We start from the raw sequence: 23202 nt of genomic DNA on the forward strand, positions 1-23202 counted from the left end.
CACCGAGCAGTGCCGAAACGCCCCCCGGGTCCGCCCGGGGGGCGTTCGACCGCGCGGAGCGGGTGCCGGCCCGGCGGGCGCTAGTGCAGCGTGCCGGCCGTGGTGCGCAGGTCGGTCCGCGTGGTCAGGGCGGTCCGGATGATCAGGTCCAGCGCCTTGGCGGTGGTCTCGACCGGGAGGCTGGGGGCGTCCTCGGTCTGGTCCGGCGAGAAGGGGACGTGCACGAAGCCGGCCCGGGTGCCCGGGTGCCCGGTGGCCGTCAGGTGCATCAGGCCGTAGAAGACGTGGTTGCAGACGAACGTGCCCGCCGTGTGGCTGACCGAGGCGGGGATGCCCTCGGCGGTGAGGGCGGCCACCGCCGCTTTGACCGGGAGGGTGCTGAAGTAGGCGGTGGGGCCCTCCGGAAGCACCGGTTCGTCCACGGGCCGGTTGCCCCGGTTGTCCGGGATGCGGGCGTCGTCCAGGTTGACCGCGGTGCGCTCCGGGGTGACGCCCGGCCTGCCGCCCGCCTGGCCGGTGGCGATGACCAGGTCGTAGTGCCGCTCGTCCAGGGCGTTCTTCAGGACCTCGATGGACTCGTGGAAGACGCAGGGCAGTTCCAGGGTGGTCAGGGTGTAGCCGGTGGGCTCCACCGCCTTGACCGCTTCCCAGGACGGGTTGGTGCGCTCCCCGCCGAACGGCTCGAAGCCCGTCAGCAATACCTCCATTCGGGCAGACTAGATGGCGTGGTCGACACGGTGGGACGCCGCACCAGGCGAGGGGGCGTCACCTTCCTGCTGGTGGTGGCCGCGGTGGGGTTCTCGGGGGCCGCCTTCGTCCGGCTGCTCGGGGTCGACGGCACGCGGCACATGGTGGCCACCACGGCGCTCACGCCCTACTGGACGGCCGCCGGCGTGCTGCTGGGCGCGGTGGCGCTGCTGCTGCGGCGGTGGGGCGTGGGGGTGGTGGTGCTGCTCGTCGCGCTGGTGCTGGTGTCGGCGGTGGCGCCCCGGGTCTTCCCCGACTCCCGCCCGGTGGGGGTGGGGAGGTCGGTGGTGGTGATGTCCGCGAACCTGCTGGTGGGGAAGGCCGTCGCGGAGGACGTGGTGGCGGCGGTCCGGGAGCACCGGGTCGACGTGCTCGCCCTCCAGGAGCTGACGCCCGCGATGGTGGCGGACTTCGAACGGGCCGGGTTGGGGCGGGAGCTGCCCCACCGGCACTTCCTGGACGAGCCGGGCGGGTCCGGGTCCGGGATCGCGTCCCGGTGGCCGCTGTCGCCCCGGGTCCTGACGCCGCCCAGCACGTTGCGGCAGGCCGGGGCGTTGGTGGACCTGCCGGGGGACGACGTGGAGGTGCTGTCGGTCCACCCGCTGCCGCCGGTGGTGGACGCCGGGCCGGAGGACTGGCAGCGGGACCTGGGCGGGTTGCCCGAGCGGGACCTCGACGCGCCGGTGCGGGTGCTGGCCGGGGACTTCAACGCGACGCTCGACCACGTGGGCGTGCGGCGGTTGCTGAACGGCGGGTACGTCGACGCGGCCGACCAGGTGGGGGCGGGGTTGGCGCCCACGTGGCCGGCCGGGGCCCTGTGGCCGCCGCCCGTCGTCATCGACCACGTGCTGGTGGACAACCGGTGCCCGGTGGACTCGTTCGCGGTGGTGGACATCTCCGGCACCGACCACCGGGCCGTGGTCAGCCGATTCGTCGTGCCAACTCGCTGAGGGCCTCCGCGGCGCCCATCGCCAGGGAGACGCCCCTGCCGTGGCGGACCTCGGGCTCCCGGGGGTTGATGCGGATCAGGTTCCCCGTGGTCGCGGCGGCCAGTTCCGCCTGGCGGCGGATCGTGGGGACGGCCGTGCCCGCGCCGATCTCGACGACGGTGAGGTCGCGGTGGGCGCGGCGCCAGGCGGTGAGCTCGTCCAGGGCCCGCCGGGAGCGGGTGGGGACCCAGGACCGGTCGCCGAACATGAGGATGTTCGGCCTGGCCAGGCCGCCGCAACGGGGGCACGTCGGCAGGTCGCCCGTGGCCCTCATGGTGGTGGGGTCGACGGTGACGAGGTGGTCGTTCCGCCAGACGTCGTCCGTGCACGGCCCGGTGCACTGGAGGTGGTGGATCGAGCCGTGCACCTCGGCCACGTGGGGGAAGCCGGCCTCCTGGAACTGGCCGTCCACGTTCGAGGTGAGGACGCGCGCGCCCCACGACCGCAGGACCCCGAAGCCCGCGTGGGGCGTCGTCCCGCGGTAGAGGTGCAGGCGGTGGCCGTAGAAGCCCCAGGCCAGGGCCGGGTCCTCGGCGAAGTGCACCGGGTCGGCCAGCTCCTCGAAGCCCAGGCCCAGGCGTTCGTAGGGCGGGTAGGCCCGCCAGAAACCGCTCGTGCCGCGGAAGTCCGGCAGGCCCGAGTCCACGCCCATGCCCGCGCCGGCGCACACCAGGAGTGCGTCGGCGTCGCGGACGAGGTCGGCGGCCCGGTCGAGGGCTTCGGTCAACTCTTGTTCGTGGAGTCGAGCACGACCTCGAACTCCAGCAGGTCCGAGCCGGTGCCCACGGGACGCGCGCGCTCGCCCGAGTGGGCCTCCTTGGCGCTGCCCTTCAGCCAGTTCTGGAAGTCCTCCTCGGTCTCCCACTGGGTGACCACGAAGTACCGCTCGTCGCCCTTGACCGGGCGGAGCAGCTGGAAGCCGAGGAAGCCGGGCTCGTTGTCCACGGCGCCCAGGCGCGCGGCGAACCGCTTCTCCAGCTCGGGGCCGGAACCGTCGGGCACGTGGATCGCGTTGATCTTCACAACCGCCATGGCGACGACGTTACCGCAGTGGTCCGGGGTAGAGGTGCTCGTCGGACGGGCGCTCGTCGCCGCGGAACCAGGCGGCGAAGAAGGCGTCCAGGTCCTGGCCCGAGGTCTTCCCGACGTGCTCCTCGAACTCCGGCCAGGAGGCGTTGCCGCCCCGGTGGTCGGCCAGCCAGGTCTTGAGGGTCGCGTCGAAGTGCTCGTCGCCGATCCGGCGGCGCAGGGCGTGCAGGGCGAGTTGGCCCTTGTCGTAGACGCCGCGGAACTCGTTGCCCCGGCCCATGTCGTAGAGCTTGCGGCCCCAGTAGGAGTCGCGGTCGCCCACGCGCTCCACCTCCGCCCGGTAGCGGGCGTCCAGGTCGGCGCCCCCCTTCTCGTCCCACAGCCACTGGGCGTAGCTGGCGAAGCACTCGTTCAGGCAGATGTCGGCCCAGTTCTCCAGGGACACCGAGTTGCCGAACCACTGGTGGGCGTTCTCGTGCACCACGGTGTCCAGGTCGGCCCAGCCCGCGTAGACGGGCCTGGTCTGGGTCTCCAGCGAGAAGCCGATGTCGTCCGCCAGGAAGATGCCGCCCGCGGCGGTGAACGGGTACGGGCCGAACTCCTCGGACAGGAAGGCGAGGACCTCGGGGAGCCGCCGCTGGTGCTGCCGGGCCTGTTCGGCGCCGGGGGCGTAGGCGTCGACGACGGGGGTGCCGTCGGGCAGCGCGGAGCGCTCGACGGTCCACCTGTCGATGGCGATCGTGGTCAGGTAGGTGGCCATGGGCTGGTCGGCCTCCCAGCGGAACGACGTCCAGCCGTCGGCGGTGGTGCTCCCCTTCTCCAGGCCGTTGGAGACGACCGACCAGCCCTCGGGGACCCGGGCGGTGAGGGCGAAGGCGGCCTTGTCGCGGGGGGTGTCGTTGGCCGGGAACCAGGTGGTCGCCGAGTGCGGTTCCCCCGCGGCGAAGGCGCCGCCGGTCGACGAGGTCTGCCAGCCGCTGCGGCCCAGGGCCCGGTCCTCGAAGACGGTCGGTTCGCCGCGGTAGCGGACGGTGGTGGTGAACTCCCGGTCGCGGGGGAGGGGCGTGCCCGGGGTGATCACCAGTTCGTGGTCGCCCTCCTGGGTGAAGGTCGCCGCCGCGTCGTCGGTGGTGACCTCGGTCGCCGTGAGGGCGTAGAGGTCGAGGTTGTAGCGGGACAGGTCGGCGGTCGCCCGCGCGGTGATCGTGGCGGTGCCGTCGAGCTGCCTGGTGGCGGGGTCGTAGCTGATCGAGACGTCGTAGCGCTGGACGTCGTAGCCGGTGTTGCCGTCCTGCGGGTAGTACGCGTCGCCCGCGCCGTCGCCGCCCTCGGCGTTCGCCGCGGCGGGCGCCGCCGGACCGGTGGTGGCGGGCGCCGCGGCGTCCTCGCGGGGGATGCGCGCCACCACGATCCCGGCCACCACCAGCACCAGGGCGGTGACGAGCAGGTACGGGCGCGCCTTGGTGCCGATGGCCATGCCGACATGATGCACGCATGGGCGTCGCGGAGTTCGGCGGCTCGGGTCGGGGCATCGTGCTGCTGCACGGGCTGATGAGCCGGGCCAGCACCTGGTGGACGGTGGCTCAGTGGCTGAAGCCGTACGGGCGGGTCGTCGCGCCCGACGCGCGGGGGCACGGTCGGAACCCGCGGCGGGGGCCGTTCCGGACCGAGGACTTCGCGGCCGACGCGGCGGCGGTGGTCGAGGAGCGCGGGCTGGGGCCGGCGGTGGTGATCGGGCACTCGATGGGCGGGCTGCACGCGTGGGCGCTGGCCGCCGCGCGGCCCGACCTGGTGGCGGCGGTCGTCGTGGAGGACGTCGTGCCGGACAACCGGGGGAGGACCGTGGACGAGTGGCGCTGGTACTTCGACGCGTGGCCGGTGTTCGAGTCGTTGGCCCACGTGCGGTCGGTGGTGGACGTGCCCCGGGTGGAGGAGCTGTTCGAGGAGCGCGACGACGGGTGGCACCTGATCGCGCGGATGGAGGACCTGTACGAGATCGCGGCCGAGTGGGGCGAGCGGTCCTACTGGGACCTCGTGGACGCGGTGCGGTGCCCGATGCTGGTGGTCGAGGCCGGTCGCGGCGGCATGCGGCCGGGGCAGATGGAGGAGGTCGCGCGGCGGACCGGCGCGTCGTACCTGCTGGTGCCCGAGTCCGGGCACGTCGTGCACGACCAGGCGCCCGAGGTCTACCGGGGCGCGGTGGAGGCGTTCCTGAGCGGGTCCGTGCCGCCGGTCTGAGTGTCGACGACCGCGACCTGCCGGACCCGGGCGCGGACCGGGGTCACCGGGTGGAGGGCGGCGAAGGCCCGGGCGACCTCGTGGTCCTCGCCCTCCAGGAGCGTGCAGCGGGGCGTCCAGCTGCTCGGCAGGTGGCGGGCGTCCGGGTGCTTCACGCGGCCCGCCAGGACGTCGTGGACGGCCGAGTGGACGGCCAGCAGCTCGCCGTCCACGACCGCGGCGAGGTGCAGGTGGCCCTCGGTGGCGGCGAGGGCGTGCAGCCACAGGTCGGGCAGCCAGAGGCGCGACAGGTCCTCGCGGAGCTCGGCGCGGACCTTCGGGCCGATCGTGCCCGCGGCGGCGAAGGTCAGGTGCGGCGGGTGCGGGTGGGTGGTGCCCGCCCGGCGCCAGAGGTCGCGGACGGCCTGGTCCGCCTCGGCGTCGAACAGCACCACCAGCTTGTGCATCAGTGCTCCCCGGGCAGCGCGAACAGGCCGTCGCGGGTCTGCTCGACCAGGCCGTCCACCAGCAGCGAGTGCAGGCAGCGGTCGCGCTGGCCCGCGTCGGACCAGGCCAGGTCGAGGACGGCCTTCTCCACCGGCTCGGTGGTGCCGCGCAGGACGTCCAGCAGGCGGCCCCGGACCTGGCGGTCCGTGCCCGCGAACTTCTGCGCGGCCTTGACCGGGCCGTCGTGGGCGGGGCGGCCGGCCCGCTGCCAGCGGCAGGTCGCGAGGACGGGGCAGTCGGCGCACCTGGGCGTGCGGGCGACGCAGACCAGCGCGCCCAGTTCCATCAGGGCAGCGGAGTAGGTGGCGGCCCGCTCCCGCGGGAGGAGGGCTTCGGCGTCGCGGAGGTCCCTGGTGGTGGACGGTGGCCCGGCGTCCGCCGCGCCGTGCACCGCGCGGGCCACGACGCGTCGCACGTTCGTGTCGACCACCGGGACGGCCTGCCCGTACGCGAAGGCGGCCACCGCGCGGGCGGTGTAGGCGCCGATGCCGGGCAGGGCGAGCAGCGTGTCGACGTCGGAGGGCACGACGTCGTCGTGGTCCTCCGCGATCGCCCGGGCGGCGGCGTGCAGGCGCAGGGCGCGCCGGGGGTAGCCCAGCTTGCCCCACGCCCGCAGCACCTCGCCCTGCGTCGCGGCGGCCGTCGAGGACGGCGTCGGCCAGCGCTCCAGCCAGTCCCGCCAGATCGGCTCGACGCGGTTCACGGGCGTCTGCTGGAGCATGACCTCGCTGACCAGCACGCCCCACGCGGTGCACTCCGGGCGTCGCCAGGGCAGGTCGCGGGCGGTGTCGGCGAACCAGTCGAGCAGGGTGTCGGCGGGGATGTTCGCGGAAGCGCTCATGGCACCCGACAGTGTGTCAGACGACCTCGGTCAGCTCGCCGGTGTGCACGTCGTAGACGAAGCCGCGCACCGTGTCCCGGTGGATCAGGAACGGGCTGTGCCGGACGCGGTTCATCGAGCCGCGGACGCTGTCCTTGACCTCGCGGAACGCCTCCACCGACCAGGTGGGGCGCATGCCGGAGTCCTGCTCCAGCTCGTCCTTGAAGTCGTCCTCGGTGACCAGTTCCAGGCCGCAGTTGGTGTGGTGCACCAGCAGCACCTCGCGGGTGCCGAGCTTGCGCTGGCTCAGCGCCAGGGAGCGGATGGCGTCGTCGGTCACGACACCGCCCGCGTTGCGCAGCACGTGCGCCTCACCCTGCTTGAGCCCGAAGATCTCGAACACCCGGATGCGGGAGTCCATGCAGGTGAGGATGGCGACCTGCATCGAGGGCCTGGGTGAGGATCGATCACCCGGCACCACGTTGCCCAGTTCGGCGTTGCGTCGCAGCAGTTCGTCGATCGCGGTCATGGCACACCTCCCGTTTCCCTGGGATTGGAACCCGGCTCCCGCATGCCGGCAAGTGGTTCGGGTGGACAATCACGTTCACCGCATCGTGGGACCGGGACCTACCGCGGGATTCCACGTCGCCCGGCTACCTTCGATCGCGTGACCGACCCCCCAGGACCGCACCCTACGGCGGTGTACCGGCGTCGGCGCGCGCTGGCCGTCGGCGCGGCGGTGGCGTCCCTGGTCCTCGTCGCGTGGTTGGTGGGCGCCCTCGTCGGCCACGGCGACCCGGCGTCCGTCGCGGGACCGCCACCGCCCTCGTCGTCGAGCCCGCCCGCGCAGGCCGGGACGCCGGTGGCCGCGTCGTCCTCGTCGACCGCGCCGCCGGCCCCGACGCCGACCCCCGGCCCGCCGCCGCCGTGCGGTGACGCGCAGGTGTCGGTGGTGGCCGAGGTGGGCTCGCCGTCCACGCCGGCGGGGCAGCCCGTGGGGTTCGCCATCGTGGTGTCCAACACCGGGCAGCTGCCGTGCGCCAAGGAGATCGGCCGCCGGGTGCGCGAGCTCGTCGTGACGACGGTCGACGGCGCCACCCGCCTGTGGTCGAGCAACGACTGCCTCGCCACGGCCGGGTCCGAGGTGCGCGTGATGCAGCCGACCGAGCGGTTCACCTACGGTCTCCGGTGGTCCGGCACCACGTCCCGGCCGGGGTGCGCCGAGGTCGGGCGGCTCGGTCCGGGCGACTACCTGCTGTCCGCCGTCGTGGCCGGTCTGGTGAGCGACCCGGTGGTCTTCCGGCTCACGTAGTCGCCGGGCTCCGGCCCGGGAAGCGGGGCAGGGGTCCCCGGAACCGGGAACCCCTGCCCGACGCGATCAGCTCACGGGCCGAACCAGCGCTCCTCCGCGGTGCCGCGCGGCGCGGCGGCCGTCGAGCCCGCCACCAGTTCCGTCGACAGGGTCACCGCGCGCGGCCGGGAGCGCTCCGCCGAGTCCAGGAGCAGCTTGCCCGCCGCGCGGCCCTTCTCCAGGACCGGTTGGCGCACGGTGGTCAGGCCCGCCTGCTCGGCCTCGCGGATCCCGTCGAACCCGGTGATGGACAGGTCCTGCGGGACGCGCAGCCCACGCCGCTCGGCCTCGGTCATCGCACCCAGGGCGAGGATGTCCGACGTGCACACCAGCGCGGTGATCTGCGGGTCGCGGTCCAGCAGCTGCGCGGCGGCCGAGGCGCCCGAGGCGATCGTGTGGTCGAAGCGCTCCACGACCGGGACGTCCGTCCACTCGACGTCCACGGTGCCGAACGCCTGCGCCAGGCCGGCCAACCTCGCCCGCTGCACGTGGAAGTGCGCGGAGCGCTGGCGGTCCGGCGTGACGAAACCGTCGTTGCGGTCGCGGTTCAGGCGCATGCACACGACGCCGATGCGGCGGTGGCCCAGGGAGATCAGGTGCTGCGCCATCGCGTGCATGGCCGCCTGGTCGTCGATGCCGACCCGGTCGACGTTGTCGAGGTCCGGCTGGTCGCACACGACCGTCGGCACGGGGCGTTCGAGCACCGCCGCCAGGTGCGGGTCGTCGTCCGGCACGGAGTAGACGACGAAACCGTCCACGCCCGCCCGGTGCACGGCCGCCACGTCCTCGCGCTCGGGGCTCGCGGGCACCAGGAGGAGGCCCTGCCCGGCGTCCTCGCAGGCCAGCGCCAGGCCTTCCAGGAACCCGATCGCCGCCGGGTCGCGGAACGCGTAGGACAGGTTCTCGGTGAGCAGCAGCCCCACCGCCCCCGCCTTGCGCGTCCGGAGGGAACGGGCCACCGGGTCGGGCCCGGGGTACCCGAGTCGTCTCGCTGTCTCCAACACCCGGCGTCGCAGCTCCGGCGAGAGCTGGTCGGGACGGTTGTACGCGTTGGACACCGTTGTCCGGGAAACACCCAGCTCCGCCGCCAGTGAGGCGAGCGTCGCGGGGCGTCGCACATGCATCGACCGCGCCATGAAGTGACCGTAACGGTTCAGAACCAATTACAGAAGTGGGGGTGACCGGCGTCCCTCGACATTCCCATCTGTGCAGCTAGTCGTAGGTTACCTCGTAGTACATTGGTCTAAACCAATGAGGGTGGCGAGGACGACTCCCGCACGACCAGCCTCGGCCGGAAGACGCGCGTGTAGTTGCCCGCCGGCCGCCTGCGCCGATCGGGGTCCAGGCGGTGCACCAGTTCGTCCACGGCCGCCGCCGCCATCTCCTCGATCGGCTGCGCCAGGGTGGTCAGCGACGGCGAGCAGTACGACGCCAGCGGGATGTCGTCGAAGCCCACCACGGACAGCTCGTCGGGCACCGCCAACCCGCGCCGGTGCGCCTCCCGCAGCACGCCGATCGCCATGTGGTCCGACGAGCAGATCACCGCCGACGGCCGCACGGTGTCCAGCAGCGTCGCCACCGCCGCCGCGCCGCCCTCGGGCCCGAACGGGCCGTGCGCCACGAGGTCCGACGTCGCCGGCAGCCCGTCCTCCTCCAGCGCCGCCGCCCACCCGGCCCGCTTGAGCCGCGACGGCAGCGCCCGCGCCGGCCCCGACACGAACCCGATCCGCCGGTGCCCCAGTTCCACGAGGTGCCGCGTCGCCGCGTACCCGGCGTGCTGCTCGTCCACGGTCACGTCCGGCACGTCCAGCGACGGCGTCGCCCCGTTGACGAACACCATGTGCACGCCGTCGGCCAGCAGCTTGGCGTAGTACGACGGCCGGGGCGCCTGGCCCAGGGGCACCTCGACGTTGGTGATCTCCGGCGACACGAACACCATGCCCTCGACGCCGCGCGCGAGCAGCATCCGGACGTACTCCTCCTCGCCCATGGCGGCCGACCCGGTGGCGCGGGTGTTGCACAGCAGCGACGAGTACCCCAGGCGGGCGGCGCGCACCTCCAGCGCCTCGGCGAACGCCGGGAACACCGGGTTCGACAGCTCCGGCACCAGCAGCCCGATCACCCCCGTGCGCTGGAGCGCGCCGAGCCCGCGCGGCGTGTACGGCATCTCGGCGAGGACGGCCAGCACCCGTTGGCGCGTTTCGTCGTTGACACCCGCCCGGCGGTTGAGCACCCGGCTGACCGTGGAGATGCTGACCCCGGCTGCCCTGGCGATCTCGGACAGACCGGACACCGTGCGCCTCCTCACGTGGGATGTGTGACGTGCAGCCTGCCGCCAGCGGCAAATTTTTGCAACGCCCACCTCGGTTTCGCGCGTGGAGGTGCGGCCGTTACGGCTTGGTTACCGTCGGCCCCTTGACCCGGTGCAGGTCGGCGGGATGAAATCCGCGTCAACAATTTCGCAAGTTCTTGCAAGAGCCTTCATCGCCGATGAAGGGCAGCATGGAGGGACGACAGCAACGATGCGACGTACCACCCTCGTGACCGCAGTGGCGGCAGCCTCCGCCCTCGTCCTCACCGCGTGCGGCGGTGGCGACGGCGGGTCGGCGTCCGGCGACTCCGGCGAGATCACCTTCTGGGACACCAGCGGCCCCAACGAGAGCCCGGTGTTCGCCAAGATCGCGCAGGACTGCGCGACCAAGGGCGGCTACAAGGTCAAGACCGAGACCGTCGCCTTCGACCAGGCGCTGAACAACTACCGGACCGCCGCGCAGGGCGGTCAGGGCCCCGACGTGTTCCGCGCCGAGGTCGCCTGGGTGCCGCAGCTGGCCAAGCTCGGCTACGTCGTCGACCTGACCGGCACGGAGCTGGCCGGTGACACCTCCGACTTCCTGGAGACCCCGCTGGGCTCCACGAAGTTCGACGGCAAGACGTACGGCGTCCCCCAGGTCACCGACTCGCTCGCCCTCTTCTACAACAAGAAGCTGCTGGCCGACGCCGGCGTCGAGCCGCCGAAGACCTGGGACGAGGTCGAGGCCGCCGCCGCGAAGCTCGGCGGCGAGAAGACCATCTTCATCAACAACGACGCCTACTACGCGCTGCCGTTCATCTACGGCGCGGGCGGCGACCTCGTCGACGCCGACGCGAAGAAGATCGTGGTCAACTCCGCGGAGAACGTGAAGGCGCTGGAGACCGCCAAGGGCCTGCTCGACGCCAAGGCCGCGACCACCGCGCTCGACCCGGCGAACTCCTACAACAACATGCAGGCCGCGTTCACCTCCGGCGAGGTCGCCATGGTGGTCAACGGCCCGTGGTCGGTCGCCGACTACCTCAAGGGCACCGCGTTCACCGACGCCGCCAACCTGGGCATCGCGCCCGTGCCCGGCGAGACCGCCGGCGAGGGCTCCGCGCCGGTCGGCGGGCACAACTACACGATCCGCCAGGGCACCAAGGCCAAGGACTCGTCGATCAAGTTCGTCGCCTGCATGAGCGGCGTCGAGTCGCAGGTGGCCGTCGCCAAGGAGCTGGGCCTGCTGCCGACCCGCAAGTCGGCCTACGAGAACGCCGACGTGAAGGCCAACGCGGTCGTGTCCGCGTTCGAGCCGGTCGTCACCTCCGCGCACCCGCGCGCCTGGATCCCCGAGGGCGGCCAGCTGTTCGACCCGCTGAAGATCGCCTACGCCGACGTCCTGGCCGGCAAGAAGGACGCCAAGACGGCGCTCGACGAGGTGGCCAAGTCCTACAAGGACACCGTCGTCCCCGAGTACACGGTCGGCTGATCGCGACCTCGCGGGGGACCCGGTCGGTCGGGTCCCCCGCGAGGACCGCTCGAAGGGAGGCTTCGGTGCGCAGGTTCCTGGACCGGCACTGGTACGCGTACGCCATGGTGCTGCCGGTCGTGGTGGTCATCGCCGTGCTGGTGCTGTTCCCGCTCGCCCAGGGCGTGTTCTTCACCTTCACGAACATCAACGAGGGCAACATCGCCAACCCGATCCTGGATCGACCGGCGACCTACGTCTCCGTCGGGTTGGACAACTACCTGAACATCCTGTCCGGCGACTCCAGCTACGGCGCCTTCTGGGGCACGCTGGTGCGCACGCTGATCTGGACGTTCGGCTGCGTGTTCCTGCACTACACCATCGGCCTGGGCCTCGCGCTGCTGCTCAACCGGGAGGTGCGCGGCCGGGCCGCGTACCGGGTGCTGCTGATCCTGCCGTGGGCCGTGCCCGCGTTCATCAGCGCGTTCGCGTGGAAGTACATGTTCAACGCGCAGTACGGGATCATCAACCAGGCCCTGCGGGCCGTCGGCCTGCCCGACCCGGTCTGGCTGGGCCAGTCCGACTGGGCGCTGGTCGCGGTCATGATCGTGAACACCTGGCTCGGCGTGCCGTTCATGATGGTGGCGCTGCTCGGCGGCCTCCAGTCCATCCCCGGCGACCTCTACGAGGCGGCCGAGGTGGACGGCGCGTCCCCGTGGCAGCGGTTCCGGCACGTCACGCTGCCCGGCCTCCAGGCCGTGTCCAGCACGGTGGTGCTGCTCGGCATCATCTGGACGTTCAACATGTTCGCGATCATCTACCTGGTCACCGGGCCGAACCCGAACACCCGCATCCTGGTGACCTACGCGTTCGAGCGGTTCTTCTCCGGCGCGTCCCGCGACTTCGCGGTCGCGTCGACCTACGGCGTGCTGATCCTGTCCGTGCTGCTCGTGTTCGCGGGCATCTACCGGCGGGCGCTGCGCAAGCAAGGCGAGGTGTGGTGATGACGGTCGAGGCCGCGTCCCCGAAGGCCGTCGCGGCGGCACGCCCGGTGAAGCGCTCGCAGCGCTCCCGGGTGGCGAGCGTCGGGCTGCACGCCGCGCTCGTCGTGGCGTCGCTGATCGCGGTGTTCCCGGTGTTCTGGGTGCTGGTGACGTCGTTCAAGCCCGACGCGCGGGCCGTGGAGACCACGCCGAAGCTCGTCAACGAGTCGAGCCTGGACAACTACACGCGCATCCTGTCGGGCGAGAAGGGCGACTTCCTCGCCTGGTTCGGCAACTCGGTGGTCATCGCGCTGATGACCACGGTGCTGGCCGTGTTCCTGTCGGCGACGACCGGGTACGCGGCCTCGCGGTTCCGGTTCCCCGGCAAGCGGTCGCTGATGCTGTCGTTCCTGGTCGTGCAGATGTTCCCGTTCGCGGTCCTGATCGTGCCGCTGTACAACATCCTGCTCGCGCTGGGGTTGCAGGGCACGTCGTTCGGCCTGGTGCTGGTGTACTGCACGACCGCGGTGCCGTTCTGCACGTACATGCTGAAGGGCTACTTCGACACCATCCCCACCGACATCGACGAGGCGGGGCGCGTGGACGGCCTCACGCCGTTCGGCGTCTTCTGGCGGCTCGTGCTGCCGCTCGCCCGGCCGGGCCTCGCGGTGACCGCGTTCTACGCGTTCCTCACCGCGTGGGGCGAGGTGGCGTTCGCGTCGGCGTTCCTGTCGGCGGCGGACGAGTCGAAGACGCTGGCGGTCGGGTTGCAGGTGTTCGTGCAGCAGAACCGCACCGAGTGGGGCCACCTGGCGGCGGCGTCCATCCTGGTGGCGATCCCGGCGATCGTCGTGTTCTACCTGGTGCAGCGGTTCCTCGTGACGGGCCTGTCGTCAGGCGCGGTCAAGGGGTAGCCCCGGTCCGCGGACGGCGGTCGCCCCTCGGCCGCCGTCCCACCGGACCACGTGGACCGCCGGCATGGGCATGGCCACGAGGAACGGCCGGTCCCGCAACTCCCGGCGCGCGTTAGGGGAGGGGGTTGGCGCGTGGCGGACGAGCACGGGGCCGGTGACCGTGCCTTCAGCCGTACCCCTCCCGGTCAGACCGCGATGACCTCGACCATCGACTCCAGCCCGAGGAAGTCCTTCGGGTTGCGCGTGTACAGCGGCAGGTCGTTGACCGAGGCGGTGGCCGCGATCATCAGGTCGATCTTGCGGGGACGCGGGTCGCGGTTCGCGGCGAGCGTCAGCCCGACCAGGGAGCCGTACCGGGCAGCCGCCTGACCGTCGAAGGGGAGTGGTTCGAACTCCACGATGGCCGCGCCGAGCTTCTCGGTGCGGAGTGCGCGGGTTGCCGCGTCCCTGGCCCACACGACGCCTTGGTGCAGTTCGCCCACGGACACGGCGGTGAGCCTGGGGAACTGCGGCAGCACCGCCGGGTCCAGCAGGTCGAGGTCGATGTAGGTGCAGGTGTCGAGCACGCCCGACTGGCGCCGCTCAGCCACGCTTGCGCTCCCACGGGTCGTCGTCGCCGACGCGGTCCTCGCCGAAGAACTCGTCCGACTCCGCGCGCATGGCCGCGTAGTCGACCCGAGGGAGGCGCTTGTGTCGCTCGACCAGTTCCTCCGCGGTGAACTGCCGTCGACGCGGCAGGGGGCGCACTTCGGCGATCTCGACGCCGTTGCGCGTGATGTGGAACGTCTCGCCCGCCTCCACCGCGTCCATGACGGCGGCGGAGCTGTTCCGGAATTCCCGCTGGCTGATGACCTTCACCTCGTGATTGTAGCCCTGAGTAGCACTGTCTGCTACAGCGTAGAGAACTAGACCAATCCACCTGTTCCCGTAAGCGCTTGCGATCCCTACCGTTACCCGAAAGCGTGACAGCGAAAGGTGCGTTTCCATGGCTGAGGTCGCCTACGTCAAGGCTTCGCGGGTGTTCTCCGGCAATCCGCCGGTCCGCGCGGTGGACGAGTTGTCCCTGGATGTCACCGACGGTGAGTTCCTGGTCCTGGTCGGTCCGTCCGGTTCCGGCAAGTCGACCGCCCTGCGCATGCTCGCGGGCCTGGAGGACGTCGACGAGGGTGCCATCCACATCGGCGGCAAGGACGTCACCAACGTCCCGCCGAAGGGCCGCGACATCGCCATGGTGTTCCAGTCCTACGCGCTGTACCCGCACATGACCGTCGCGGAGAACATGGGCTTCGCGCTCAAGCTGCGCGGGGTGAACAAGGCCGAGATCAAGGAGAAGGTCGCCGAGGCGGCCAAGATGCTCGACCTCACCAAGTACCTCGACCGCAAGCCGAAGGCGCTCTCGGGCGGCCAGCGGCAGCGCGTCGCGATGGGCCGCGCCATCGTGCGCGAGCCCTCCGTGTTCCTCATGGACGAGCCGCTGTCCAACCTCGACGCGAAGCTGCGCGTGGAGACCCGCGCGAACATCGCCGCGCTCCAGGCCCGGCTCGGCACCACCACGATCTACGTCACGCACGACCAGGTCGAGGCCATGACGATGGGCCACCGGGTCGCCGTGCTCAAGGACGGCCTGCTCCAGCAGTGCGACACCCCGCGCGCGCTGTACGACAAGCCGGCCAACGCGTTCGTCGCCGGGTTCATGGGCTCGCCCGCGATGAACCTCAAGACCGTGCCGCTGACCTCCGAGGGCGCGAAGCTCGACGGTGTCGTCGTGCCGCTGGAGCGCACCTACCTCGACCGGGCCGCCGCCGAGGGCCTGTCCGAGGTGACGTTCGGCATCCGGCCCGAGTCGCTGGCCCTGGTCGGCTCCGCCGAGCAGGGCATGGACATGACCGTCGAGCTGGTCGAGGAGCTGGGCGCGGACGCGCTCATGCACGGCTCGGTCCGCATCGGCGACGTCCCCGAGCGGTTCGTGGTCCGCGTCGACGGCCGCACGCCGCCCACCCTGGGGCAGACGGTCAAGGTCGCCGTGCGCGACGCCTCCGAGGTGCACCTGTTCCACCCGGAGTCGGGCGCCCGCCTCACCGACTGACGCACACCCGCGCACAGGGGCCGTTCCCGCACCGGGAGCGGCCCCTGTGTCGTGAACTACACCCGGTCGGTGGGTCCGCTGGTCGCGGAGCGTTCTAAACTGAACTCGACAACGGTTTCCATTGCCTGTACGTGTGCCCAGTCGAGGAGTGCTCTGATGACCGTCCGCAACGCGATGCTCGGCGCGGTGGCCGCCGTGACCGCCGTCGCCCTGACCGCCTGCGGCGGTGGCCAGGACACCCCGGCCGCCTCCGACGGCAAGATCAAGGTCGTCGCCTCCACCAACGTGTGGGGCAGCGTCGTGGCGGCCGTCGGCGGTGACGACGTCGCGGTCACCTCGATCATCGACGACCCGTCCGGCGACCCCCACTCCTACGAGGCCAAGCCGTCCGACGTGGCCGCCGTGCGCGACGCGCAGCTCGTGATCTTCAACGGCGGCGGCTACGACGACTTCTTCGCCACCCTGCTCGGCCCCGAGACCGAGGGCGCGAAGAAGATCGAGGCGTTCCCCCTCTCCGGCAAGGCCGACGAGCACGCGTCCGAGGAGGCCCACGCGTCCGAGGAGGCCCACGCGTCCGAGGAGGCCCACGCGTCCGAGGAGCCGCACGCGTCCGAGGAGCCGCACGCGTCCGAAGAGGCGCACGCGTCCGAGGCGCCGGCGGACGACCACGGCCACGACCACGCCGTGAACGAGCACGTCTGGTACGACTTCGAGACCGTCCGCGAGGTCGCCGACCAGGCCGCCGCCGACCTCGCCGCCATCGCGCCCGACAAGAAGTCCTCCTTCGAGGCCAACGCGAAGACCTTCACCGACGGCGTCACCGCGCTGGAGGAGAAGGCCAAGGACAAGGGCGCGGGCAAGAAGGTGCTGGAGACCGAGCCGGTCGCCCACTACCTGCTCGACACCGCGGGCGTCGAGAGCGCCACGCCCGAGGCGTTCGCCGATGCCGTCGAGGAGGAGGGCGACGTGCCCGCCGCGGCCCTGGCCGAGGTCCTGACGCTGGTCGAGCGGAAGCAGGTCGTCGCGGTGGTCAACAACGCGCAGACCGCCAACGCCGCCACCGCCCAGGTCCTGGCGAAGGCCGGCGAGGCCGGGCTGCCCCTCGTCGAGGTGACCGAGACGCTGCCCGAAGGCGCCACCGGATACCTTGACTGGATGACGAAGCAGGTGGACTCCCTGGTGGGGGCGCTCGCCGCATGACCCCTCCGGCCAGGACGGCCCAGCTCACGGACACGCGCGCCGCGGTCTCCCTCCGCGGCGCGCGGCTGTCCTACGGGGACCGGGTGCTGTGGGACGGCCTCGACCTCGACGTGGCGCCCGGCGAGTTCGTGGCCGTCCTCGGCCCCAACGGCTCGGGCAAGACGTCGCTCATCCGGGTGCTCCTGGGCCTCCAGCCGCTCAGCGGCGGCACCGTGCGCGTGGCGGGCGGCAACCGGCGCATCGGGTACGTCCCGCAGCAGCGCGCCCTCGACACCGCCCTGACGCTGCGCGGGCGCGACCTCGTCGGCTTCGGCCTCGACGGCCACGAGTGGGGCCTGGGCCTGCGCGGCAGGCGCGAGCGGCGGCGGCGGGTCGACGAGGCGCTGGCCGCCGTCGGCGCGACCCGGTACGCCGACGAGCCGGTCGGGCTGCTGTCCGGCGGCGAGCAGCAGCGGCTGCGGGTCGCGCAGGCGCTGGTCGGCGACCCCGAGGTGCTGCTGTGCGACGAGCCGCTGCTCTCGCTCGACCTCGCCCACCAGCGCGTGGTCAGCGACCTGATCGACGCGCGGCGGCGGTCGGCGGGCACGGCCGTGCTGTTCGTGACGCACGAGATCAACCCGATCCTGCCGCTGGTCGACCGGGTGCTGTACCTGGTGGACGGCCGGTTCCGGATCGGCACGCCCGCCGAGGTGATGACCTCCCGGACCCTGACCGGGCTGTACCGCACGAACGTCGAGGTGGTCCGCGTGCGCGACCAGATCCACGTGGTCGGCGCGCAGCACGTGTGCGAGGACGAACCGCACCACGTGGTGGATGGGGACTGATGGAGAACTTCTTCGACTGGCAGCTCACGGCGGAGCTGCTGGGCTACGACTTCGTGCGGCAGATGTTGATCGCGGGCGCCGTGCTGGGCCTGGTGGCGGGCGTCCTCGGGCCGCTGGTCGTCACCCGCAAGATGGCGTTCGCCGTGCACGGCACGAGCGAGCTGGCGTTCACCGGCGGCGCGGCGGCCCTGCTGCTCGGCGTCGGCGTCGGGTACGGCGCGCTGGCCGGGTCGGTCGTGGCCGCGCTGCTGCTGGGGCTGCTGAGCAGGCGCGACTCCGACCGCGACTCGGTGATCGGCGCGATCCTGGCGTTCGGCCTCGGCCTGGGCGTGCTGTTCCTCGCCCTCTACAAGGGGCGCGCGGCGAACAAGTTCGGCCTGCTCGTCGGGCAGGTCGTGAGCGTGGGCTCGACGGACCTGTGGCTGCTCATCGGCGCCTCGGTGGCGGTCCTCGCCGTGCTCGCGCTCATCTACCGGCCGCTGCACTTCGCGAGCGTGGACGCCGCCGTGGCCACCGCGCGCGGCGTGCCGGTGCGCACCCTGGCCGTCGTGTTCGCACTGCTGGTGGGTGTGGCGACGGCCCTGAGCGTGCAGGTCGTCGGCGCGCTGCTCGTGCTGTCGCTGATGATCACCCCGGCCGCCGCGGCGGCGCGCGTCACGGCGAGCCCGCTGCGGGCGACCGTGCTGGCCGTGGTCTTCGCGGAGGCGTCCGTGCTGATCGGGATGCTGCTGTCGCTCGCGCCGGGCGTGCCGGTGAGCGCGTTCGTCACGGCGGTGTCGTTCCTGATCTACCTGGTGTGCCGGCTGCTGGGCCGGACGGGGGAACGTGTGCAGTGACACGTTTGGGGTTCGCCGATCTGGGGTAGGTGAGACTCCACAGGGGCACCCTGGCCCGTTCCCGGGCCACGCGGAAGCGAGTGCCACATGGGACGGTCCTGGGCGTTACCGGAGCAGCGCGGACGTCGCCGCGGTGGCGATGACGCACGTCCTGGGCACGCACGTCCTGGGCACGCACGTCCCACACGCCCGGACGGAGCGGGGCCGGGCCGGACGGGCTTACGCGGAGCGGGTGGCCTCGGCCTGCTCCCGGGCCTCCTCGACGCCACCGTCCAGGCGCGGCGCGGGCAGCACGCGGATCTCGCCCGCCGACACCCGGACCTGGTTGCGGCCGTTCTCCTTGGCCGTGTAGAGCGCCGCGTCGGCGCAGTGCTGGGCCTCGAGCAGGCAGTCGCCGTTGTCCGGCATCACGGCCACGCCGATGGACGCCGAGATGGAGCGCACGTCCGGGCCGTCGGCGGTCAGCGGCAGGTTGCGGCCGCGCAGCGTCACGGTGTTGCGGTGCTTGTCGGTCGTCACGACGGACATCTCGCCGATCGCCTCGCGCACCCGCTCGGCGATGGCCGTGCCCTGGGCGAGGCCCGTGTCGGCGAGCACCACGACGAACTCCTCGCCGCCGTCGCGCCCGGCCACGTCGCCCGGCCGCAGCTTCTCCCGCAGGATGCGGCCCACCTCGGCCAGCACCGCGTTGCCCGCCGGGTGGCCCCACGTGTCGTTGATGCGCTTGAAGTGGTCCAGGTCGATGGCCAGCACGGTCACCGGCTGCGAGTCGCGCCGGCAGCGCTCGGCGAGCCGCGCCCCGTACTCGGCGAGGCCGTTGGTGTTGAGCAGGCCCGTCCGGTAGTCGGTGTGCGCGTCCTCGGCCAGCCGCGCCTGGAGCTGCTCCTGCTCGCGCAGCAGCCGTTCGAGGTGCGCACGGCGCTCGGTGGCGCGGTAGAGCAGCGAGTTGACCAGGACGACCGGGAACACCAGCAGCAGCGGACCGATCCAGTGCGTGGTCATCAGCATGCCGAGCATGGCGCCCGCGCCGAGCGTGGACAGCTCCAGCATGTTGTCGGCCCGCGAGCCCAGGAACTCCTTGATGCGGGTGTGCGGGGTGACGATCTTCAGCGCGACGGCGATGTTCATGCCCTGCGCGCCCCAGTTCACCACCGCGGCCACGATCAGCACGAGCACGAGGCCCAGGTCGGGCAGGATGCTCCCGGTCGCCAGCAGCGACAGGCCGGACAGGTGCACGACGAGCCAGGCCAGCAGCGTGCCGCCCAGGATGCTCGCCGAGGAGAACACGAACCGGTGGGGCTGTCGCCGCGCGATCGGCTGGATCAGGATGCGCATCCAGATCGTGGCGAGCACGGCGAGGGCGCCCGGCAGCGCGATGGCCGCCGCGAACGTCCAGACGGACGTGAGGTCGATGTGCGGGCCCGCCGACTCGTTGCGGCGCGACTCCTCGGCCCGGCGGACGATCATGAGGTGCACGGTGATCGCGAACATGACGGCGCCGAACCGCAGCCAGTCCGCGTCCGACACGGTGCCCAGGCTCGTCAACAGCCAGATCGACACGGCCGCCACGGCCGACTCGACCAGGAAGAAGTAGGTGAGCGCGGCGGGCCGCAGCGTCCACAGGTCCCAGTTGCGGATCGAGGAGAAGCCGACTGCCCGGGACGGGTTCTGGCCAGTCACACTGTTCTTCACCACGACCCCCTGCCCTCTGCCCGGCACCGCGCGGTGGACGTCGTCCGCAGCCGCGCGTCGGTGCCCGGGACGCGTTCCGAGGAGGTGTCCGCCATGCGCAACCGCGACATGTAGACCACCTTCCCTCCATCCGGACCGGACGTTCACCGTACGTGCCCGCTGGCTAGCGGGCCGCAGCCGAGGGGCCCTTCATGTTTGACAATCGCGATATGTGATGGCTCCGTTTCAGATCGCCACCGCCTCCGGGTCGTGCCGGGAGCGCGCCCGCCGCCAGGCCACGGTCGCCTGGGTGGCGAGCAGCAGCCCGATGCCGCCCGCGCCCGCGATGGTCGCGGTGACCGATCCGATCGAGTGCGCGACCACGCCGGCCAAGGCCATGCCGCCCCCCTGGGAGGAGCGCAGCGCCGCCCGGCCGATGCCGTACGCCCGCCCGCGGTACGCGTCGGGCAGGATGCGCATCCAGGCCGACCGCGCCGGCGTGTGGTACGCGCCCGCCATACCGGCGATGACCAGCAGCACGATGGTCCAGGTCAGGTTGGGGTTCAGCGCGAACATGACCAGCGGGGCCAGCGACAGGATGGCCAGCGGCCCGATCAGCCGCTCGCGCTTCGCGGGGTCGCGCACGAGCCGGAACAGCACGGCCACCCCCAGCACGTTGGCCGCCGGCTCGATCGCCAGGATCAGGCCGACCGCCCAGATGGCGTCCAGCTTCGCCGCCAGCGGCACGGCGAGGCCCTCGGGGACCATCGCCAGCCCGGCCAGCAGGCGCATGCCCATCAGGCTGCGCAGCCGGGGCTCGGTGACCAGCAGCGCGAACGCCCCGCGCGGACCTTCGGGGTCCCGATGCGCGCCCCGCGGGTCGGCGGCCGGTCGGTGCTTCACCGAGAGCTGCACCACGATCGCCACCCACACGAACGTCACCGCGTTGATGCCCAGCGCGACGTTGGGGCCGGCGCCGGTGACCAGGAAGCCCGCCGCGGCCAGGCCGGCCATCTGCGCGACGTCCACCGACGTGCCGAACAGCGCCACGCCGTCGTCGTAGCGCTCGTCGGAGAGCACGGACGGCAGGCTCGCCTCCTGCGCCGCGAGGAACGGCGAGGAGATCATCAGCACCACGACCAGCAGCACGATCATGATCCACAGCGGCATGCCGGGCACGGCCATGAGCGCCATCAGCGCCGCTTGGAGCCACGCGCAGCACACCATCACCGTGCGGCGCGGGAAGCGGTCCGCGACCCAGCCCAGCAGGGGGCCGGAGATGAGCGGCGGGAAGAGCGTCAGCGACCACGTCAGCGCGGTCCACGCGGCCGACTGGGTGCGCTCGAAGACCAGCAGGGACAGCGCCACGGCGGCGAGCTGGTCGCCCACGGTCGACACCGTCGAGCCGATCCACATGCCGCGGAACTCGCGGTTGCCCACGAGCGCGCGGAGTGTTCCCCCGGAAGTCACAACTCCTCCAGGTCGGTCGACCCCGATGAGCGAGTCACGTTACCCCCACCCGAAGTAACAATTCCCTCGGTTAGCACGGTAGAAGCTGCCGGATCTACAATCTCTGTCCTACCACACTGTGTACCCGAACGGAGCAGGTCGGTTACATAAAGTAGTTGTGGAGGCGGAAAACCGGCTACTTGTTCTTCACAGTTGACGGTAGGTGACCCGGCGTGAGCAATACTCGCCTACCCTACGTCGAACGGAGCCCCCAATGGGGTCGGTTCCGCTGGGCCGACCGGTGGAGCACGTGCCCGCGGTCGCGTCGTCCGCGCCGGGCCGACCGTGCGTCAATGGGCGAAACCGCGCGGCTTGTCGATCTTCAGAACTGGTAGTAGAGGAACGGGCTGAACGTACCGCTCGCGACGAGGATCGCCGCGTACCCGACGCCGGCCGTCATCAACGACACGCGGGCCGCCGTGGCCACCTTCGCGCGGGAGGACTCCAGGTAGGGGCCGGTCACGGGGTGGTCCGGCAGGGCCACGACGGCCAGTGCGACGAGCAGCAGGACAATGCGCTGATTGGTCGCCGCGGCGCCCACCGCTTCGGTCAACCCGCTGAAATCCGGCAACATCATGTGGCCGAGCATTGTGAACGCGGTACCCAGGTCCGGCGACCGGAAGAACACCCACCCGATTACCACCAGCAACATGGTGAGGACGCGTCGGGCAATTCGGGTACGCGTAGTGACGGGAGCCGATTCCCACCCGAAACGGCGTTCGACGACGAGCAGCGCGCCGTGGAACAAACCCCACACGAGGAACGTCCAGTTCGCCCCGTGCCAGAAACCGGTGAGGACGAAAACGATCGTCAGGTTCCGGTAGGTCCGCAGCACGCCGCCGCGGTTGCCGCCCAGCGGGATGTAGACGTAGTCGCGGAACCAGCGCGACAGCGACATGTGCCAGCGCCGCCAGAACTCGGTCGCGGTGACCGACGAGTAGGGGCGGGCGAAGTTCTCCGGCAGCCGGAAGCCGAGCATCCGACCCAGGCCGATCGCCATGTCGGAGTAGCCGGAGAAGTCGAAGTACAGCTGGAGGGTGTAGGCGACGGCGCCGAGCCACGCGACGGCCGTCGTCATCTCGTCCGATGGGGTGGCGAAGCAGGCGTCGACCACCGGCGCCAGCGAGTCGGCGATGATCACCTTCTTGCACAGGCCGAGCGCGAACCGGGGGAACCCCGCGGCCACGTCGTCCCAGCGGTGGGTGCGCTCCTGCGGCAGCTGGTCGGCGATCTCCCGGAACCGCACGATCGGGCCGGCCACCAGCTGCGGGAACATCGCGATGTAGGTGACGAACGAGACGGGGTCGCGCAGCGCGGGCCGCTCGCCCCGGTACACGTCCACGACGTACGAGATGTGGTGGAACGTGTAGAACGAGATGCCGATCGGCAGCGCCAGCTCCAGCACCGGCAGGTCCGCGCCCACCACCTCGGCGATGTCGTGCAGCTGCTGCGTGGCGAACCCCGCGTACTTCCACACCAGCAGCACGCCCAGGTTCAGCGCGATCGTGCCGACCAGCACGAGCCGCCGGTCACCGGGGCTGTCCGGCTCCAGCCGCCGGCCCGCCAGGTAGTTGGCGACCATGCAGCCGAGGAGCAGCAGCGTCGTGCCGCCCGCGCCGGAGGCGTAGAACAGCAGGCTCGCCACGGCGACCACGACGTTCCGCCTGCGTCCGGGTGCGACGAGGACGGCCGCGAGCACGACCGGGAGGAAGAACCACAGGAAGAGGGGCGTGGCGAAGGACATCGCCGCAGACTTTAACC

Annotated in this window: 24 protein-coding genes; 10 read left to right on the forward strand and 14 right to left on the reverse strand. The window is 71.8% G+C overall.

The genetic code is table 11. The features are described from left to right. Positions 1–80 precede the first annotated feature (80 nt). Positions 81–707, reverse strand: coding sequence for a pyroglutamyl-peptidase I (pcp, locus tag CKY47_RS05205; protein WP_306744432.1), 627 nt, complete (start codon positions 705–707; stop codon positions 81–83). Between the two features lie 18 nt (positions 708–725). On the opposite strand from pcp, the gene CKY47_RS05210 reads away from it, so the two are divergent. After that, entirely contained in the window at positions 726–1697 is a 972-nt protein-coding gene (locus CKY47_RS05210) for an endonuclease/exonuclease/phosphatase family protein (RefSeq protein WP_306744433.1), read from the forward strand. On the opposite strand, the gene CKY47_RS05215 is transcribed toward CKY47_RS05210, so the two are convergent. The 3 genes from CKY47_RS05215 to CKY47_RS05225 are packed head-to-tail and all read right to left on the reverse strand — an operon-like array spanning position 1669 to position 4242. Beyond that, complete coding sequence (locus CKY47_RS05215; RefSeq protein ID WP_306744434.1) at positions 1669–2463, reverse strand: SIR2 family NAD-dependent protein deacylase; 795 nt, start codon at positions 2461–2463, stop codon at positions 1669–1671. The two genes, CKY47_RS05210 and CKY47_RS05215, sit on opposite strands and share 29 nt — an antisense overlap. Then, on the reverse strand, positions 2460–2768 hold the full coding sequence (locus tag CKY47_RS05220; protein WP_306744435.1) for an antibiotic biosynthesis monooxygenase family protein: 309 nt from the start codon (positions 2766–2768) through the stop codon (positions 2460–2462). The genes CKY47_RS05215 and CKY47_RS05220 overlap by 4 nt, the downstream gene beginning before the upstream one ends. A gap of 10 nt (positions 2769–2778) precedes the next feature. Next, entirely contained in the window at positions 2779–4242 is a 1464-nt protein-coding gene (locus tag CKY47_RS05225; protein WP_306744436.1) for a M1 family metallopeptidase, read from the reverse strand. A 17-nt stretch (positions 4243–4259) separates the two neighbouring features. On the opposite strand from CKY47_RS05225, the gene CKY47_RS05230 reads away from it, so the two are divergent. Then, entirely contained in the window at positions 4260–5003 is a 744-nt protein-coding gene (locus tag CKY47_RS05230; RefSeq protein ID WP_306744437.1) for an alpha/beta fold hydrolase, read from the forward strand. Here CKY47_RS05230 and CKY47_RS05235 read toward each other — a convergent pair. From CKY47_RS05235 to CKY47_RS05245, 3 genes are read right to left on the reverse strand one after another with little or no spacing between them, the layout of a single operon-like run. Then, complete coding sequence (locus tag CKY47_RS05235; RefSeq protein ID WP_306744438.1) at positions 4952–5449, reverse strand: 2'-5' RNA ligase family protein; 498 nt, start codon at positions 5447–5449, stop codon at positions 4952–4954. The two genes, CKY47_RS05230 and CKY47_RS05235, sit on opposite strands and share 52 nt — an antisense overlap. Next, entirely contained in the window at positions 5449–6330 is an 882-nt protein-coding gene (locus CKY47_RS05240) for an HhH-GPD family protein (protein WP_306744439.1), read from the reverse strand. Before CKY47_RS05240 ends, CKY47_RS05235 begins: the two co-directional genes overlap by 1 nt. A gap of 16 nt (positions 6331–6346) precedes the next feature. Next, positions 6347–6838, reverse strand: a complete 492-nt coding sequence (locus CKY47_RS05245) for a beta-class carbonic anhydrase (protein WP_306744440.1) — start codon at positions 6836–6838, stop codon at positions 6347–6349. 138 nt (positions 6839–6976) lie between these two features. On the opposite strand from CKY47_RS05245, the gene CKY47_RS05250 reads away from it, so the two are divergent. Continuing rightward, positions 6977–7621, forward strand: coding sequence for a hypothetical protein (locus CKY47_RS05250; RefSeq protein WP_306744441.1), 645 nt, complete (start codon positions 6977–6979; stop codon positions 7619–7621). A gap of 71 nt (positions 7622–7692) precedes the next feature. On the opposite strand, the gene CKY47_RS05255 is transcribed toward CKY47_RS05250, so the two are convergent. Then, positions 7693–8796, reverse strand: a complete 1104-nt coding sequence (locus CKY47_RS05255; protein WP_306744442.1) for a LacI family DNA-binding transcriptional regulator — start codon at positions 8794–8796, stop codon at positions 7693–7695. Between the two features lie 107 nt (positions 8797–8903). Further along, positions 8904–9953 carry a LacI family DNA-binding transcriptional regulator gene (locus CKY47_RS05260; protein ID WP_306744443.1) on the reverse strand — a complete coding sequence of 350 codons (1050 nt, stop codon included), beginning with the start codon at positions 9951–9953 and terminating at the stop codon, positions 8904–8906. 229 nt (positions 9954–10182) lie between these two features. Here CKY47_RS05260 and CKY47_RS05265 point away from each other — a divergent pair, with 229 nt between their 5' ends. The 3 genes from CKY47_RS05265 to CKY47_RS05275 all read left to right on the forward strand — a co-directional run bounded on the left by CKY47_RS05265 (position 10183) and on the right by CKY47_RS05275 (position 13315). Further along, a complete protein-coding gene (locus CKY47_RS05265; RefSeq protein ID WP_306744444.1) occupies positions 10183–11439 on the forward strand; it encodes an extracellular solute-binding protein in 1257 nt (418 codons plus the stop codon). 65 nt (positions 11440–11504) lie between these two features. Beyond that, positions 11505–12422, forward strand: coding sequence for a carbohydrate ABC transporter permease (locus tag CKY47_RS05270; RefSeq protein ID WP_371320611.1), 918 nt, complete (start codon positions 11505–11507; stop codon positions 12420–12422). Beyond that, positions 12422–13315, forward strand: coding sequence for a sugar ABC transporter permease (locus CKY47_RS05275; RefSeq protein ID WP_306744445.1), 894 nt, complete (start codon positions 12422–12424; stop codon positions 13313–13315). Before CKY47_RS05270 ends, CKY47_RS05275 begins: the two co-directional genes overlap by 1 nt. A gap of 185 nt (positions 13316–13500) precedes the next feature. Here the strand turns inward: CKY47_RS05275 and CKY47_RS05280 are convergent, their stop codons facing one another. Continuing rightward, the gene (locus CKY47_RS05280; RefSeq protein ID WP_306744446.1) at positions 13501–13905 is read right to left on the reverse strand and encodes a type II toxin-antitoxin system VapC family toxin; all 405 of its coding nucleotides are present in this window, start codon (positions 13903–13905) and stop codon (positions 13501–13503) included. Continuing rightward, the gene (locus CKY47_RS05285) at positions 13898–14173 is read right to left on the reverse strand and encodes a type II toxin-antitoxin system Phd/YefM family antitoxin (RefSeq protein ID WP_306744447.1); all 276 of its coding nucleotides are present in this window, start codon (positions 14171–14173) and stop codon (positions 13898–13900) included. Before CKY47_RS05285 ends, CKY47_RS05280 begins: the two co-directional genes overlap by 8 nt. Before the next feature lie 127 nt (positions 14174–14300). Here CKY47_RS05285 and CKY47_RS05290 point away from each other — a divergent pair, with 127 nt between their 5' ends. The 4 genes from CKY47_RS05290 to CKY47_RS05305 all read left to right on the forward strand — a co-directional run bounded on the left by CKY47_RS05290 (position 14301) and on the right by CKY47_RS05305 (position 18261). Next, positions 14301–15401: an ABC transporter ATP-binding protein gene (locus CKY47_RS05290; RefSeq protein ID WP_306744448.1), complete on the forward strand. Its 1101-nt coding sequence runs from the start codon at positions 14301–14303 to the stop codon at positions 15399–15401. A 156-nt stretch (positions 15402–15557) separates the two neighbouring features. After that, the gene (locus CKY47_RS05295; RefSeq protein ID WP_306744449.1) at positions 15558–16601 is read left to right on the forward strand and encodes a metal ABC transporter solute-binding protein, Zn/Mn family; all 1044 of its coding nucleotides are present in this window, start codon (positions 15558–15560) and stop codon (positions 16599–16601) included. Continuing rightward, positions 16598–17425, forward strand: a complete 828-nt coding sequence (locus CKY47_RS05300) for a metal ABC transporter ATP-binding protein (RefSeq protein WP_306744450.1) — start codon at positions 16598–16600, stop codon at positions 17423–17425. Before CKY47_RS05295 ends, CKY47_RS05300 begins: the two co-directional genes overlap by 4 nt. Further along, positions 17425–18261, forward strand: a complete 837-nt coding sequence (locus CKY47_RS05305) for a metal ABC transporter permease (protein WP_306744451.1) — start codon at positions 17425–17427, stop codon at positions 18259–18261. Before CKY47_RS05300 ends, CKY47_RS05305 begins: the two co-directional genes overlap by 1 nt. A gap of 219 nt (positions 18262–18480) precedes the next feature. Here CKY47_RS05305 and CKY47_RS05310 read toward each other — a convergent pair whose 3' ends face one another. From CKY47_RS05310 to CKY47_RS05320, 3 genes are all read right to left on the reverse strand, one after another. Further along, on the reverse strand, positions 18481–19941 hold the full coding sequence (locus CKY47_RS05310) for a sensor domain-containing diguanylate cyclase (RefSeq protein WP_306744452.1): 1461 nt from the start codon (positions 19939–19941) through the stop codon (positions 18481–18483). A gap of 237 nt (positions 19942–20178) precedes the next feature. Further along, positions 20179–21402, reverse strand: coding sequence for an MFS transporter (locus CKY47_RS05315; RefSeq protein ID WP_306744453.1), 1224 nt, complete (start codon positions 21400–21402; stop codon positions 20179–20181). A 361-nt stretch (positions 21403–21763) separates the two neighbouring features. Continuing rightward, on the reverse strand, positions 21764–23185 hold the full coding sequence (locus CKY47_RS05320; protein ID WP_306744454.1) for an MBOAT family O-acyltransferase: 1422 nt from the start codon (positions 23183–23185) through the stop codon (positions 21764–21766). Positions 23186–23202 lie beyond the last annotated feature (17 nt).

This window comes from Saccharothrix longispora (genome assembly GCF_030852425.1).
Classification (GTDB): domain Bacteria; phylum Actinomycetota; class Actinomycetes; order Mycobacteriales; family Pseudonocardiaceae; genus Actinosynnema; species Actinosynnema longispora.

Bases quoted from the DNA above. Each gene is read 5' to 3' on its own strand.
- pcp (WP_306744432.1), bottom strand. From the start codon at position 707: ATGGAGGTATTGCTGACGGGCTTCGAGCCGTTCGGCGGGGAGCGCACC.
- CKY47_RS05220 (WP_306744435.1), bottom strand. From the start codon at position 2,768: ATGGCGGTTGTGAAGATCAACGCGATCCACGTGCCCGACGGTTCCGGC.
- CKY47_RS05225 (WP_306744436.1), bottom strand. From the start codon at position 4,242: ATGGCCATCGGCACCAAGGCGCGCCCGTACCTGCTCGTCACCGCCCTG.
- CKY47_RS05230 (WP_306744437.1), top strand. From the start codon at position 4,260: ATGGGCGTCGCGGAGTTCGGCGGCTCGGGTCGGGGCATCGTGCTGCTG.
- CKY47_RS05235 (WP_306744438.1), bottom strand. From the start codon at position 5,449: ATGCACAAGCTGGTGGTGCTGTTCGACGCCGAGGCGGACCAGGCCGTC.
- CKY47_RS05240 (WP_306744439.1), bottom strand. From the start codon at position 6,330: ATGAGCGCTTCCGCGAACATCCCCGCCGACACCCTGCTCGACTGGTTC.
- CKY47_RS05245 (WP_306744440.1), bottom strand. From the start codon at position 6,838: ATGACCGCGATCGACGAACTGCTGCGACGCAACGCCGAACTGGGCAAC.
- CKY47_RS05255 (WP_306744442.1), bottom strand. From the start codon at position 8,796: ATGGCGCGGTCGATGCATGTGCGACGCCCCGCGACGCTCGCCTCACTG.
- CKY47_RS05265 (WP_306744444.1), top strand. From the start codon at position 10,183: ATGCGACGTACCACCCTCGTGACCGCAGTGGCGGCAGCCTCCGCCCTC.
- CKY47_RS05275 (WP_306744445.1), top strand. From the start codon at position 12,422: ATGACGGTCGAGGCCGCGTCCCCGAAGGCCGTCGCGGCGGCACGCCCG.
- CKY47_RS05290 (WP_306744448.1), top strand. From the start codon at position 14,301: ATGGCTGAGGTCGCCTACGTCAAGGCTTCGCGGGTGTTCTCCGGCAAT.
- CKY47_RS05295 (WP_306744449.1), top strand. From the start codon at position 15,558: ATGACCGTCCGCAACGCGATGCTCGGCGCGGTGGCCGCCGTGACCGCC.
- CKY47_RS05300 (WP_306744450.1), top strand. From the start codon at position 16,598: ATGACCCCTCCGGCCAGGACGGCCCAGCTCACGGACACGCGCGCCGCG.
- CKY47_RS05305 (WP_306744451.1), top strand. From the start codon at position 17,425: ATGGAGAACTTCTTCGACTGGCAGCTCACGGCGGAGCTGCTGGGCTAC.
- CKY47_RS05320 (WP_306744454.1), bottom strand. From the start codon at position 23,185: ATGTCCTTCGCCACGCCCCTCTTCCTGTGGTTCTTCCTCCCGGTCGTG.